Annotated in this window: 14 protein-coding genes and 1 pseudogene; 5 read left to right on the top strand and 10 right to left on the bottom strand. The window is 68.3% G+C overall.

What is annotated here, in order from left to right; genetic code table 11:
• From V7Z98_RS05420 to V7Z98_RS05410, 3 genes and pseudogenes are all read left to right on the top strand, one after another.
• Positions 1 to 188 (top strand): hypothetical protein (locus V7Z98_RS05420; protein WP_334157263.1); only part of this gene is annotated, 188 nt, incomplete at its 5' end.
• A gap of 9 nt (positions 189 to 197) precedes the next feature.
• On the top strand, positions 198 to 794 hold the full coding sequence (locus tag V7Z98_RS05415) for a DUF4376 domain-containing protein (RefSeq protein ID WP_334157262.1): 597 nt from the start codon (positions 198 to 200) through the stop codon (positions 792 to 794).
• Between the two features lie 125 nt (positions 795 to 919).
• Positions 920 to 1,804 (top strand): annotated as a pseudogene (locus V7Z98_RS05410) (methyltransferase); the annotation flags it as partial.
• A 19-nt stretch (positions 1,805 to 1,823) separates the two neighbouring features.
• Here V7Z98_RS05410 and V7Z98_RS05405 read toward each other — a convergent pair.
• Entirely contained in the window at positions 1,824 to 2,168 is a 345-nt protein-coding gene (locus tag V7Z98_RS05405; protein WP_293260626.1) for a carboxymuconolactone decarboxylase family protein, read from the bottom strand.
• A 152-nt stretch (positions 2,169 to 2,320) separates the two neighbouring features.
• Here V7Z98_RS05405 and V7Z98_RS05400 point away from each other — a divergent pair, with 152 nt between their 5' ends.
• Positions 2,321 to 3,253 (top strand): VTT domain-containing protein, encoded by a 933-nt coding sequence (locus V7Z98_RS05400; protein ID WP_334157261.1) that lies wholly within the window; start codon positions 2,321 to 2,323, stop codon positions 3,251 to 3,253.
• On the opposite strand, the gene V7Z98_RS05395 is transcribed toward V7Z98_RS05400, so the two are convergent.
• The 3 genes from V7Z98_RS05395 to V7Z98_RS05385 form a co-directional block, all read right to left on the bottom strand.
• Entirely contained in the window at positions 3,250 to 4,005 is a 756-nt protein-coding gene (locus V7Z98_RS05395; protein ID WP_334157260.1) for a hypothetical protein, read from the bottom strand. The two genes, V7Z98_RS05400 and V7Z98_RS05395, sit on opposite strands and share 4 nt — an antisense overlap.
• A gap of 4 nt (positions 4,006 to 4,009) precedes the next feature.
• Positions 4,010 to 4,342: a thioredoxin family protein gene (locus V7Z98_RS05390; RefSeq protein WP_293260629.1), complete on the bottom strand. Its 333-nt coding sequence runs from the start codon at positions 4,340 to 4,342 to the stop codon at positions 4,010 to 4,012.
• 163 nt (positions 4,343 to 4,505) lie between these two features.
• On the bottom strand, positions 4,506 to 5,822 hold the full coding sequence (locus V7Z98_RS05385; RefSeq protein ID WP_334157259.1) for an enoyl ACP reductase FabMG family protein: 1,317 nt from the start codon (positions 5,820 to 5,822) through the stop codon (positions 4,506 to 4,508).
• A 286-nt stretch (positions 5,823 to 6,108) separates the two neighbouring features.
• Here V7Z98_RS05385 and V7Z98_RS05380 point away from each other — a divergent pair, with 286 nt between their 5' ends.
• Positions 6,109 to 7,083, top strand: coding sequence for a bifunctional helix-turn-helix transcriptional regulator/GNAT family N-acetyltransferase (locus V7Z98_RS05380; protein WP_334157258.1), 975 nt, complete (start codon positions 6,109 to 6,111; stop codon positions 7,081 to 7,083).
• A 27-nt stretch (positions 7,084 to 7,110) separates the two neighbouring features.
• On the opposite strand, the gene V7Z98_RS05375 is transcribed toward V7Z98_RS05380, so the two are convergent.
• The 6 genes from V7Z98_RS05375 to V7Z98_RS05350 all read right to left on the bottom strand — a co-directional run bounded on the left by V7Z98_RS05375 (position 7,111) and on the right by V7Z98_RS05350 (position 12,721).
• Entirely contained in the window at positions 7,111 to 8,823 is a 1,713-nt protein-coding gene (locus tag V7Z98_RS05375) for an acyl-CoA dehydrogenase family protein (RefSeq protein WP_334157257.1), read from the bottom strand.
• Positions 8,824 to 8,864: 41 nt separating this feature from the next.
• On the bottom strand, positions 8,865 to 9,497 hold the full coding sequence (locus tag V7Z98_RS05370; RefSeq protein ID WP_334157256.1) for a TetR/AcrR family transcriptional regulator: 633 nt from the start codon (positions 9,495 to 9,497) through the stop codon (positions 8,865 to 8,867).
• Positions 9,498 to 9,773: 276 nt separating this feature from the next.
• Positions 9,774 to 10,715, bottom strand: coding sequence for a lipoyl synthase (gene lipA / locus V7Z98_RS05365; RefSeq protein WP_293260638.1), 942 nt, complete (start codon positions 10,713 to 10,715; stop codon positions 9,774 to 9,776).
• A 70-nt stretch (positions 10,716 to 10,785) separates the two neighbouring features.
• Positions 10,786 to 11,475 carry a lipoyl(octanoyl) transferase LipB gene (gene lipB / locus V7Z98_RS05360; protein ID WP_334157255.1) on the bottom strand — a complete coding sequence of 230 codons (690 nt, stop codon included), beginning with the start codon at positions 11,473 to 11,475 and terminating at the stop codon, positions 10,786 to 10,788.
• Positions 11,472 to 11,684 carry a YbeD family protein gene (locus tag V7Z98_RS05355; RefSeq protein ID WP_293261282.1) on the bottom strand — a complete coding sequence of 71 codons (213 nt, stop codon included), beginning with the start codon at positions 11,682 to 11,684 and terminating at the stop codon, positions 11,472 to 11,474. Before V7Z98_RS05355 ends, lipB begins: the two co-directional genes overlap by 4 nt.
• A 152-nt stretch (positions 11,685 to 11,836) precedes the next feature.
• Positions 11,837 to 12,721: a D-amino acid aminotransferase gene (locus V7Z98_RS05350; protein ID WP_334157254.1), complete on the bottom strand. Its 885-nt coding sequence runs from the start codon at positions 12,719 to 12,721 to the stop codon at positions 11,837 to 11,839.
• Positions 12,722 to 12,733 lie beyond the last annotated feature (12 nt).

Genomic DNA, 12,733 nt, shown 5'->3' with positions numbered 1-12,733 from the left:
CTAACTCCCTACGGGCCAACTCGACGGCAGCAGAGGCAAGTCGCGCCGACATTGACCTTGTCTCGAATGGATACAAAGTCCGTTCGGCTGTCTCCACTTCCGACTCGATCAACTTCACGGGAGCAGGGGGGACGCACATCTACCTGTCGATTGCTGCTTTCCCGTTTCGCTACGCCAACGCCCGCTAAGGAGCCAGCATGTTTCAACTGAATGGCCAAAAAATCCGTATCGACGTCGACCTGACCATCGGTGAGGGCGACGACGCCATTACTATTCCCGCCTTGCACCTACAAGATCCGGTGCTTCGGGCCGAATATGGGATCGTTGAGGCCACGACTGCTGCTGGTCCCCGGCCGGACGAACGCTATTACTGGGTGTCGGATCACGGTGATGGCACATACTCAAGCGAGCCGAAGGATCTGGACATCCTGCGCCAGCTTAAGCTCGACGAGATCGCTGCTATGCGCTGGACCCGCGAGGTAGGTGGCATCGATGTTGGTGGGGTACAAATCAAGACCGACCGGGAGAGCCAGGCCCAGCTCTCTAGCGCCTTCGCTTCCCTGACTGGTGGGCTTATCCCGGATACCCCATGGAAAGCGGTGGACGGCTGGGTGCGCGTTACCCTGGACGACATCCGCCCCATCGCCGGTGCCGTAGCTGGCCACGTGCGGTCATGCTTCGACTGGGAGGAGCGGGCCCAAGGTGCGCTGGATAAGCTGATCGCGGATACCCGAAAGAGCGGTGGCGATGTAGCGGAGGCAGTGATTGGATTTACGCCCCCGGCTATTTCCTAACCCTCAACGCCTGCAATTTCTTTCTGCTACGTGCAAAATTGCGGGCGTCAATTTATCTCACCGCCAGCCGCTGATTTATCGCGGCGCGCTACAGCAAGAAGGCCAAGCCCCCCGGGATCGCCACGCCCCCCACCCCGGCGGAAGCCTTCCACCGCCACCGCCAGACCCAGGGGGAACGGGCCCGGGTGCTGGGGAAGGTGCTGATTCCCCTGGATGCCGACTACCGCATCCACCTGCGCCGCGCCCCGGACGTGGCCGCCGCCTGCCTGGAAGCCTACGGCCCGGCGGACGGCCCCTCGGTGCTGTCGCTGCGCGAACTGCTCGGGCTGGTGGGCGCCCACGAGTGGCGCAAGAAGGGAGTGGAGATTGGCGCCCTGGGCGGACGCATCCACCCCTACTACGGCGTTTTTTCGCCGGTGCGCGGCGAGTACGTGGACCTGGTGGCGAGCGTGCCCCTGCCCAGCCCGGCGCCGGCCCTGGCCTTCGACATCGGCACCGGCAGCGGCGTACTGGCGGCAGTGCTGGCGCGGCGCGGCATCCCGCGCATCGTCGCCACCGACCAGGACCCGCGCGCCCTGGCCTGCGCCCGGGACAACCTGGCCCGGCTGGGGCTGGCGCGGCAGGTGGAGGTGATCGAGGCCGACCTGTTCCCGGAAGGCCAGGCGCCCCTGGTGGTCTGCAACCCGCCCTGGGTGCCGGCCAAGCCGACCTCTGCCGTGGAGTACGCGGTCTACGACCCGGACAGCCGCATGCTGCGCGGCTTTCTCGCTAGGCTGGCGGCCCACCTCGCCCCCGGTGGCGAGGGCTGGCTGATCATTTCCGACCTGGCCGAGCACCTGGGGCTACGCCCCCGGGAGCAACTGCTCGCCTGGATCGCCGAGGCCGGGCTGACGGTACTCGGCCGCCACGACGTCCGCCCGCGCCACCCCAAGGCTGGCGACCCGGACGACCCGCTGCACGCGGCACGCAGCAAGGAAGTCACCTCCCTGTGGCGCCTCGGCGCCGCCTGAGCGGGGCAGCCGGGAAGGTTCAGCCCTGGGCCTCGGGGGGCGCAATGGCATCCATCACCCGGGCCGAATAGACCAGCGCCGCCCCGGCGTTGAGGGCCACCGCCACGCCCAGGGCCTCGGCGATCTCCTCCCGGCTGGCGCCCTGCTTCAGGGCCGCCGCCGAATGTACGGCAATGCAGCCATCGCAGCGGGTGGTCACCGCCACCGCCAGGGCGATCAGCTCCCGGGTCTTGGCATCCAGGTGGTTGGTGGCCTGGCCGGCATTGCTCAGGGTCTGATAGCCCTTGACCGTCTCCGGGCTGAGGCCGGCGATTTCGCCGATGCGGGTAACCAGCTGCTTGCGGTAGGTTTTCCAGTCCAGCATGTCGATCTCCTTGTGAATGCACGGGTGCCCCGCAGGGCACCCCGGTGTCGACAGTATGCGCCGCGCAGAAATCCGCTCCACCCATCGTTCCGGCCCGCCGCCCCGGGCCGCTTCGGCTATGCTTGCCCCTCACCCGACCCCGGACCGGCCTCATGGACATCGCCCAGCTCACCACCGCCCTACAGCGCGACGCCGTCTGGGTGGTCTTCCTCAACGTGCTCATGCAGCAGGTGGGGCTGCCGGTGCCGGCGGTGCCCACCCTGCTGGTGGCGGGCAGCCTGGCCTTGGCCGGCGGCCAGGCCGGCGCCCTGCTCGGCGCGGCGGTGCTGGCCTCGGTGTTTGCCGACTGGCTGTGGTACCTGGCCGGGCGGGCCTTCGGCTACCGGGTGCTGAACGGCCTGTGCCGGCTGTCGATCAACCCCGGGTCTTGCGTATCCGAAACCGAGGAACGCTTCATCCGCTGGGGAGTGTGGTCCCTGGTGGTGGCCAAGTTCGTCCCCGGCTTTTCCACCGTGGCACCGCCCATCGCCGGCGCCCTGCGCATGCCCCTGCCGAGCTTTCTCGCCGCCGCCGGCCTGGGTGCGGCGCTCTGGGCCGGTGCCGCACTGCTGGCCGGCTGGCTGCTGCGCGGCCAGGTCCAGGCAGCCATCGCCGCCCTGAGCGCCAACGGCGGCCTGGTGGCGGGGGCCCTGCTGGCCGCCTTCGTCCTGTGGCTGGGTTGGAAGTTCTGGCAGAAATACCGTTTCGAGCGGCTGGCGGCGATTCCCCACATCAGCCCGGCCGAACTGCTGGCGGCCCTGGCCTCTGACCGGCCGCCCCTGCTGCTCGACCTACGCGGGGCGGCGATGATCGCCGAAACCGGCCCCATTCCCGGGGCCGTGGCCCTGCCCACCGACCAGCTGTGCCAGACCGCCGCCGCCTGGCCGAAGGACCGGCCCATCGTCACGATGTGCGCCTGTCCCGGGGATGCCACGGCGGTGAAGATGGCGCGGGAACTGCAACAGCGCGGGCACACCTCGGTGCGCCCGCTCAAGGGGGGCTACGCCGCCTGGCAGGCGGCCGCCCCCGGCGCAACACCGCCCTAGGCGCCCGGCGCCTTGGCGGCCCGATGGACCTGACGCGGCGCGCCGGGGCCCGGGTCGGTGCAGTATTTCTCGATGGCCCGCAACGAGATCGCGTAGGTGTGGCGCAGCTGGGCCTCGTCGTAGCGGTGCTCGGCCCCCACCGGGCAGGTGAGGCGGGCGACGCAGGTGGCCTTGCAGCGGGAATCATCGCGGCGGCGGTAGGCGATGCAGCGCTCCAGGGCGAACCCCTCCCCCGCCAGGGCGTCGGCCGGGCAGGCGGCGACGCAGGGCCGGCCGGCACAGCTGGCGCAGGGCGGGGCGTGGCGCAGAGGCCGCGTGGGCACCAGGTCGCTGTCGGCGAGCATGGCCAGCCGGTAGGCATACCAGGTGCCCCAGCCCGGCTGGATGCCGATCATGAAGGGGGTGGGATGGTGCCAGCCGGCCAGCTTGCCCAGGGCCTGGAGCCCCACCGGGGCGTCGCCGGGATAGACGATGCGCCACGCCCGGCCCGGGCAGCGTTCGGCGAACCAGGCGGTGGCGGTGGCCACGCTGAAATCGTCGATGGGGTCCGCCGACGCCAGGCTGGCGGCCTGCACCGCCGTCCACAGGGTCCGGCCGGCGTGGCCGAGGAGGATCAGCTGGCGGTAGCGGCCCGCCGGGTCGAAACGCCGGCGCAGGTCGGCCGCCAGTTCATCGGGCAGGGCATCCAGGTCGAACACGGCCTGGAGGTTGAGGCCCGCCCGGTCCAGGGCGGCGAAGTCGTTGGCGCTCATGCGTTCATGCCGGGTCGATCAGGGCCAGGGCCCGGGCGATCTCGTCGGCGTCGTTGGGCCGCACCAGGCGGGCGACCTCTTCGCCGTCGCGCAGGAACACCAGGGTCGGCCACAGGGTGACGCGGTAGGCCCGCCCCAGGCGGCGCCCGGGGCCATCCTCGATGACGATGCGACGCACCCCGCCGTGGCCGGCCCAGGCGGTGGCGATCAGGGGCTGGGCGGCCTTGCAGTGGCCGCACCAGGAGGCGCCGAATTCGAGCACGGCCGGCCCGGCCAGGGCCGCGATCTCGGCCCGGGTCGGCTCGGCGTTGGGGGAAGGGGGAGTGGTGGATTGCACGATGGTCGAATGCTCGGGAGCGGAGGCGATCCCGCTGCGGAAGATGGATGCCCGCCAAGCATAGCCCAGCCGAAACAGCGGGGCGGCATCCAAAACAAGAAGGCCCAAAAGAAGAAGGCCGGCAGTGCCGGCCCTCTCGCTCCTATCTACCGTAACGTCAGACTCAGCCGTGCAGGGCAGCCAACTGCTTGGCGATCACGTCGTGATTGAGCCACAGCACCGGGCCGCTCGGGGCGCCGGCCTCGTTGAACATGAGCGGGCCGGTGGCCTCGATCACCAGGGCGCTCAGGTGGTCGGTGATCAGGGCGGTGCGCTCCTTATGCAGGGCGGTGATGCCCTCGGCGGTGCCGATCATGCACTCGGCCAGCTCGGGGGTGTTGTCCATGGGCCAGGCGTCGAAGTTGCGGAAGCCGACCATGACCGGGTCGGTGTTGTAGCGGTTGAGGGTGGCGAGCACCTCGGCCAGGGAGGCCTCGTCCTTGAGCAGGGCCTGACAGGCCGCCCACTGTGCTTCGCCCCAGGCGCCGCACCCTTCGCGCTTGAGGGCGTTGAGCAGGGGCACCAGGGACAGTTCCACGCCGACGAAGATGTCGGAGGAGTTGGTGCGGATTTCCGGGCAGTTGAAGACGGTGGCCTTGATGCCCTGGTCCCAGGCGGCCCGGGCGATGTCCTCCAGGCGCTTCTTGGCGTAGCCCTGGGTGTAGTTGGTGTAGGTCTGCCACTGGTACTGGCCGTCGATCAGGATCTCGGTGCCGTGGTAGCCGTAGGCGGTGTAGCGGGTGCTGCCGCCGCTCTTTTCGATGCGCGCGCGCAGGGCGGCGCTGCCTTCGATGAGGTAGCCGAAGGTGTTGGCGGTGACCTCGTCGAAGTTCATCAGGTTGAGCTTGCCCAGATCGGAATCGAGCAGGGCGCGGGAGGACATGAAGCGCTCCCCGCGGCCCTTGTAGATGCGGTTGGCGATGGCCAGGAAGACCTTGGCCTTGACCAGGCCGCCGGCCATGGTGTGGGCGAAGAAGACGTTGGCGCCATCCGGGATCAGGCCGTCCAGCTGGGCCATGGCCTCGGCCACGCCGGCCTTGAAGCGGGCCACACCGACGGCGCGGCAGGCTTCCACCTGGGCCCAGTCGAGCTTGTCCTCCTGCCAGGTCTTGAGGCCCATGCCGCCGACCATCTCGGTGGGGGTCGGGGTGCCGGCCGGGGCGTCCATGTCGAAGCCGGCCATCAGGGGCACGTTGATGATCTTGCCGCCCAGGTTGGCTTCGGCGGCGGCCAGCTCCTCGTCGGTGAGGCGGCGCAGGGAACCGTCGGACTCGCGCCGGCCCACGGTCATACCGATCAGGGTCATGCCCGCTTCCCGGGCCTGGTTCACCAGGCCGTTGGCGTAACCGCGGCCGAACAGCTCGCCAAACAGGACGAACACGTCGCCCTTGCGGAACAGGGTCTGGTTGCTCAGGTGTCTCAGGCCGACGGGAGCGCTCACGATTGGGTCCTTGCTTGTTCAGTTGGGGCGTGGATTTTACCGCATCCGCCTGACCGCTTCGCCACCGCATGCGGGCCCCGGGCACTCGCCGCCCGGAACCGGCTCGGCTCCGCCCGTGTGCTTTCGGCCGGATGCGAAGCTGCCGCAAGCACTGCTGCCAGGAGGCTCGGGGCCATACTCCAGGCTGCGACGGCGCCTGAGTACGCCCTGGCAGCTTCACCACTGGTTGCTACATACAACCATATAGTTGTATAAAACAACTATTACCCAACACGAGAGTTGCGCCATGGTGGCCGATCCATCCCTTGTCGAAGCGATTCGCTCCGTATCGCGCACGATGGTGCGCGAACTGGGGTTCATGGGCGGGGATTTCGCCGGCACCGATCTTTCGCCCTCCGCCGTGCATGCCCTGATCGAACTGGAGCAGGGCTGCGCCACCGCCCGCGACCTCGGCGCGCGCCTGCGCCTGGAAAAATCCAGCGTCAGCCGGATGCTGCGCAAGCTCGTGCTTGCCGGCGACGTCCAGGAAGAGGCTGGGCAGGAGGATGGCCGCGTCAAGCGGCTTTCCCTCACCCCCGCCGGCCACCGGCGCGTCGCGGCAATCCATGCGTTCGCCCGCACCCAGGTGGCCGAGGCCCTCGGCCGGCTGCAACCCGGCCAGGACCGCGCCGTGCTGGAGGGGCTGCGCCTGTATACCGGCGCCCTCGCGTCCCAGGCAGAGGATCGCCCTACCGTCGCACCCATTGAGATCGTCGGCGGCTACCAACCGGGCCTCATCGCGCGCGTCACGGAAATGCACGCCCTCTACTACGCCCGCGCCTCAGGCTTTGGCCAGCGTTTCGAATCGGTCGTGGCCCGCGGCCTGGCGGATTTCTGCGACCGCCTGGAGCGCCCCCGAAACGGGCTGTGGACCGCCCGGCAAGACGGCAAGATCCTCGGCTCGATCGCCATCGACGGCGAAGACATGGGCGGGGGCATCGCCCACCTGCGCTGGTTCATCGTTGACGACGGTGCCCGCGGCGGCGGCGTCGGACGCGGGCTCATCGCCACGGCCCTGGCCTTCGCGGATGAACGGGGTTTCGCGGAAACCCAGCTGTGGACCTTCGCCGGCCTGGCTGCCGCCCGCCACCTCTATGAGAACCACGGGTTTGCCTGCGTGGAAGAAAAGCCCGGCACCCAGTGGGGCTGCGAAGTGCTGGAACAGCGCTTCGCCCGGCCCCGGCCCGCAACCGCGCACCCCGAGCCCCTCATGACCCAGTGAGGCCCGGGGTTCGCAGCCTGCATCGGTTCAGCGCATCACCCGCGCCCGTTCGACGATCAGGTCCGCCTGGGCTTGGGTGACGCCCGGGCCGAGCGTGCCGAACATGGCGCCCCAGCTGTTCGTGCCGCCGCCCAGCCGGGTCTTCATGAACACGTCGATGACCTCCGGCGTCGAATGGCGCAGCAACTCCGCCCCTTGCAGGGAACGGGCAATCGCCTCCGCGGCCGGGCGGGCCAGGAATTCGTCCTGGAGCATCGCTTCCAGCAACGGCCCCATGGCGTCCACGTAGCCGTCGAAGCGGGCGTCCTGGCCGCGCACGTCGGCCAGTTCGGCAAACAGGGCATCGCGGCAGCTCGCGTCCTTGGTCATGGCGCGACGCACGTCCATGCACATCATGTTGGCGGTGCCTTCCCACACACTGTTGAGCGGCGCCTCCCGGTACAGGCGGGCCATCGGGCCATCCTCGACGAAACCGTTGCCGCCGTGGCATTGCAGGGCCTCGTTGGCCACCGCCACCACCCGGGAACAGTTGAAGTACTTCGCCATCGGCGTCGCCACCCGGGCGAACGCCTTTTCCTGCACATCGCTGTCGATGTAGTCCGTGGCCTTGGCGATGCGCAGCGCCATCAGCGTCGCCGCCTCGACCTCGACCGCCATGTCGGCCAGCACGTTGGCCATCATCGGCCGCTTGGCCAGGGGGGAGCCGAAGCCGCCGCGGGTCGTGGCGTGGTTGAGGGCCAGGGTGAGCACCTGGCGCATCAATCCCGCCGAGCCCACGGCGAAATCCAGGCGGGTCAGGTGGGAGTGGGAAATGATCTCCCGGATGCCAGCGCCTTCCTCGCCGACCCGGATCGCCAAGGTGCCGCTGTACTCGACTTCGCTACCGGCGTTGGAACGGTTGCCGGCCTTGTCCTTGAGGCGCTGGATGAAGAAGCGGTTGTAGCTGCCGTCGGGCAGCGTGCGCGGCAGGAAGAAGCAGGTCACGCCGCCGTTCACCTTGGCCAGGGTGAAGAAGCCGTCGGACTGGGGCACCGAGCAGAACCACTTATGCCCGGTCAATTCGTACCAGTGGGCGGTGGCACCGTGGTAATCGGCGGCATGGGAAAACACCGCGGTGGTCTGGGTCTCGCGCAGGTCGGAGCCGCCTTGTTTTTCGGTCATGGCGTAGCCGATGACCACCGACGGCTTGTCGGCCACCTCGCGGCGGCTGTTCTCATAGACCGTGCCCAGGGACTTTTCCGCCCAAATCCGCAGCGCAGGCTCGTGGCAAAAGCCGGCGTAGGAGGCATAGGCCATCCCGGTGGGGCATCCCGTGCCCTGCTCGACCTGGTTCCACAGGTAGGACAGCACCGCCCTGGCGTAGTGGGGATGCTTTTCCGTGGCCGTCCAGGCCAGCGTCGGCACTTCATGTTGCCACGCCAACGACATCAGTTGATGCCAGGCCGGATGGAAATCCACCCAGTCGATGCGGTTACCGAAGCGGTCATGGGTCTTCAGCTCGGGGATGTTGCGATTGGCCTGGCGGGCCAGCTCCTGGATCGCCTCGTCCCCGGCAAGCTGGCCGACGGCCGAGCACTTGGGCGCAGCCCAAGGCGCCTCACGCCCGATGGCCGCCTTCAGCACGGCATCGTCGTCGAAGGCGTTGAAACCGGTCGGCATCGCCGCCTGGTTCTTCACGACATGGGTTGAGAAACGGCCTGCGGCGGCCTTGATGGTCTCTGCCGGGGTGGGGGCGTTCATGGTTGTCTCCTTTGGTATGTGTTTAGTGAAGCAAGGGGGTTCTACCGGGCGACTGCGGCACAGCACACCTCGGCAATCTGCCCGGCCAAGGCATGCACGGCTTCGGGGCCTTGCGGACCCGAAGCGTCGAAATCGGCGTTGAGCGGAGACAAGGGGCCGATCAGGCTTTCCATGAACCCACCAACGATGACCGTGGCGGCGATGCTCGGGTCGAGGTCGGCGCGGAACTCCCCACGTTCCTGACCTTCCTTGACGATGCGCATGATCTGCTTGCTGATGGCGTGGCGATAAACCAGGCGTGCCTCGTCGATTTCCTTCTCGCACGGTTCGGCAATCAGGGCATAGGCCAGCCGGCGGTTGCGCATGGCCCGCGCGACGAAGGTCGAGATGGCCACGTGGAGGTTCTGGTGGGGCGAATCCCCGTTATCGGCAATGGCCTCCAGCACGTCGACCTCCCGTTGCGAGACGACCGACAGCACCTCGACGAACAAGTCCGCCTTCGAGGGGAAGTAGCGATAGACAGAACCCGTGGCGACGCCGGCGGCGGAGGCGACGTGGCTGACTTGTGCCTCCCCCCACCCCCCTTCCGAAACCAGCTCGCGGGCAGCCGCGAGGATGCGTTGGCGGTTGTCCGCCAGCCGCGCTTCGACACGTTCGGTTTTACGATAGGCCATGATGAAGTGAATTTTGATTCATTCAGTGAACCATAATTCACAACTTTACCCGGTGCAAGCGTTCGTGCTCGATTCTTCAGCACGGGCCACATCCATCGCCATATCGATGCCCGCCGTTTCAGGCGGAATGGGTCATTGCGAGCACACACCGCGAGCGGCCGCCAAGGCCGAAGAAAAAACACAAAGGCCGCTCAATGAGCGGCCTTTGTGTTGGCTGGGCGCATGAACTATGCGCTGTCCGAAATAGCGATGTTCATTCCAATTTATCGATGGAATTTATACAACACCTGCCCCATGGGCCTGCTGATCCGCCCAATAGCTGGAACGCACCATCGGCCCGCAGGCGGCGCCGGAAAAACCCATTTCTTTGGCCTTTTCCTCGAACATTTTGAAGGTGTCCGGGTGCACGTAGCGCTGTACCGGCAGGTGGTGGTTGGAGGGCGCCAGGTACTGGCCGATGGTGAGCATTTCCACGCCGTGGGCGCGCAGGTCGCGCATCACCTCAAGGATTTCCTCGTCGGTCTCGCCCAGGCCGACCATCAGGCCGGACTTGGTCGGCACGTCCGGGTAGCGGCGCTTGAACTCCTGCATGAAGGTCAGCGAATGCTGGTAGTCGGCGCCGGGCCGTGCGGCCTTGTACAGGCGCGGCACGGTTTCCATGTTGTGGTTGAGAATGTCGGGCAGACCTTCGCCGAGCACGTCCAGGGCGGTATCCATGCGGCCGCGGAAGTCGGGCACCAGGGTTTCGATGGTGGTGCTGGGGGATTGCTCGCGCACGGCGCGGATCACGTCCACGAAATGGCGGGCGCCGCCGTCGCGCAGGTCGTCCCGGTCAACGCTGGTGATGACCACGTAGCGCAGCTTGAGGCGGGCCACCGAGTCGGCCAGGTGGGCGGGTTCGTCCGGGTCCGGGGGCAGGGGCTTGCCGTGGCCGACGTCGCAGAAGGGGCAGCGGCGGGTGCAGATGTCGCCCAGGATCATGAAGGTGGCGGTGCCGCGGCCGAAGCATTCGCCGATGTTGGGGCAGGCGGCTTCCTCGCACACGGTGTGCAGCTTCTGCTCGCGCAGCATCTGCTTGATCTCGCCGAAGCGCCCGTCCGGGTTGCCGGCCTTGACGCGAATCCACTCGGGCTTGCGCTGGGGCGCCTGGGGCACGATCTTGATGGGGATGCGGGCGGTTTTCTGTTCGCCCTTTTGCTTGACGCCGGCTTCAGCCATGGGTTGTCTCCGCGCCCGGCGGCCGGCCGCTTATGGCGGCGGGGCAGGCGCTTGTTTCAGCGTGGTGTTGTTACGGTTGGATTGCCGGGGGATCGCGGCGTTCGAGCTGGGCGACCAGGTGGGAGGCCAGGGCCTCGGCCACTTCCGGGGGGCTCAAGGATACCCCCAAGTCGCGGGTCTGTGTCACCGCCAAACCCTCGTAACCACAGGGGTTAATGGCGGAAAACGGGGCCAGGTCCATGTCCACGTTGAGTGACACACCGTGGTACGAACAGCCGTTGCGGATGCGCAGGCCGAGGGCGGCGATCTTGGCGCCCATGGGGCCCAGGGCGGCGCCGGGGATGTCCACATACACGCCGGGGGCGCCGACCTCGCGCCGGGCAGCGATGCCCAGGTCGGCGAGCAGGTCGATCACCGCCTGCTCGATGCGGCTGACCAGCTCGCGCACCTTGAGGCCGCGCCGATGCAGGTCCACCAGGGCATAGACCACCACTTGTCCGGGGCCGTGGTAAGTGACCTGGCCGCCCCGGTCGATCTTCACCGTGGGGATGCCCACGTCGCGGAGCAGGTGCTCGGGCTTGCCGGCCTGGCCCAGGGTGAACACGGGGGGGTGCTCCACCAGCCAGAGCTCGTCGGGCGTGTCGGCGGTGCGACCGGCGGTGAAGGCCTGCATGGCCTGCCAGGTAGGCTCGTAGTCGGCCCGGCCGAGGCGGCGCAGGACGATGGGGGTCGCGGGAAGCGGGGCGGGGCGGTCGCTCACAGCACCATCAGCACCAGGGGGTGGCCGGTCAGCTCCATGTACAGGGCGTCGAGCTGGGGCTGGGAGGTGGCGGTGACGGTAACGGTCAGGGCCAGGTAGTTGCCGGCCTTGCTCGGGCGCATCTCCATGGTAGCGCCGTCGAAGTCCGGGTCGTGGCGCAGCACCACCTCCAGCACGGCCTGGGCGAAGGTGTCCTCGCGCCGCCCCATGATCTTGAGGGGAAAGGCGCAGGGGAATTCGAGGAGGGTGTCGCGGGGGGTGGGAATCACGGTACTGCCTTTGCGTTGGACGGCGGAAGGTCCGCCATTCCATTGAATATGGAGGCGGCCCGGCCTGTTTTCAAGCGGCGGACGGGCGCCGGTCAGTCGTCCCGGCCGGTCCGCATCACGTCGTTCTTGAACTGCTGGTACCACTGCCACATGCGCTCGGCCAGGGGGCCCGGCTTTCCGGCGGCGGCGCCGTGGCCCACGGGGCGGCCGTCCAGGGTGGCGATGGCCAGCACTTCCTTGGTGGACGAGGTCATCCACAACTCGTCGGCTTCCGGCAGCTCGTCGGCGAGGATGTCCCGCACCTCGGTGGGCACCCCGTGGCGGGCCGCCAGTTCGAGCACCACGTCGTAGGTGACGCCCGGCAGCATCAGGTGGCTCTTGGGCGGGGCCAGCAGCACCCCGTTCTTGACCAGAAAGACGTTGGACGCGGCGCCCTCGGTGACGAAGCCGTCGCGCACCAGGATGGTCTCGGCGCAGCCGTGGTCCACGGCCTGCTGGCGCAGCAGCACGTTGGCGAGCAGGGCCAGGGTCTTCAGGTCGCAGCGCAGCCAGCGGTTGTCCACCGCGGTCACGGCGCTCACCCCCAGGGTGCGCACGGACTCGCCCGGCGTCACCAGGGGCCCGGCGAACATGAAGACGGTGGGCGCCACGCCGGTGGGAAAGGCGTGGTCGCGCTTGCTGTCAGCGCCCCGGGTCACCTGCAGGTAGATCTGGGCGTCGGCGAAGGGGGCGTGGCCGATCATCTCGCGGACCCGGGCCTGCCACTGGGCGTGGCTGTAGGGGTTGGGCAGGCGGATGCCGTCCAGGCTGGCCTGGAGGCGGCGCAGGTGCTCGTCGAGGCGGAAGGGCTGGCGGGAGTACACCGGGATCACCTCGTAGACCCCGTCGGCGAACAGGAAGCCCCGGTCCAGGGGCGAAATCTTGGCATCGGCCAGAGGCAGGAACTGGCCGTTGAGGAAAACGATGTCGGCGATCATGGCGCGAACTCC

Source organism: Oryzomicrobium sp., assembly GCF_036820405.1.
Taxonomy (GTDB): Bacteria; Pseudomonadota; Gammaproteobacteria; order Burkholderiales; family Rhodocyclaceae; genus Oryzomicrobium.
This window is presented reverse-complemented; position numbering and strand designations above follow the sequence as displayed.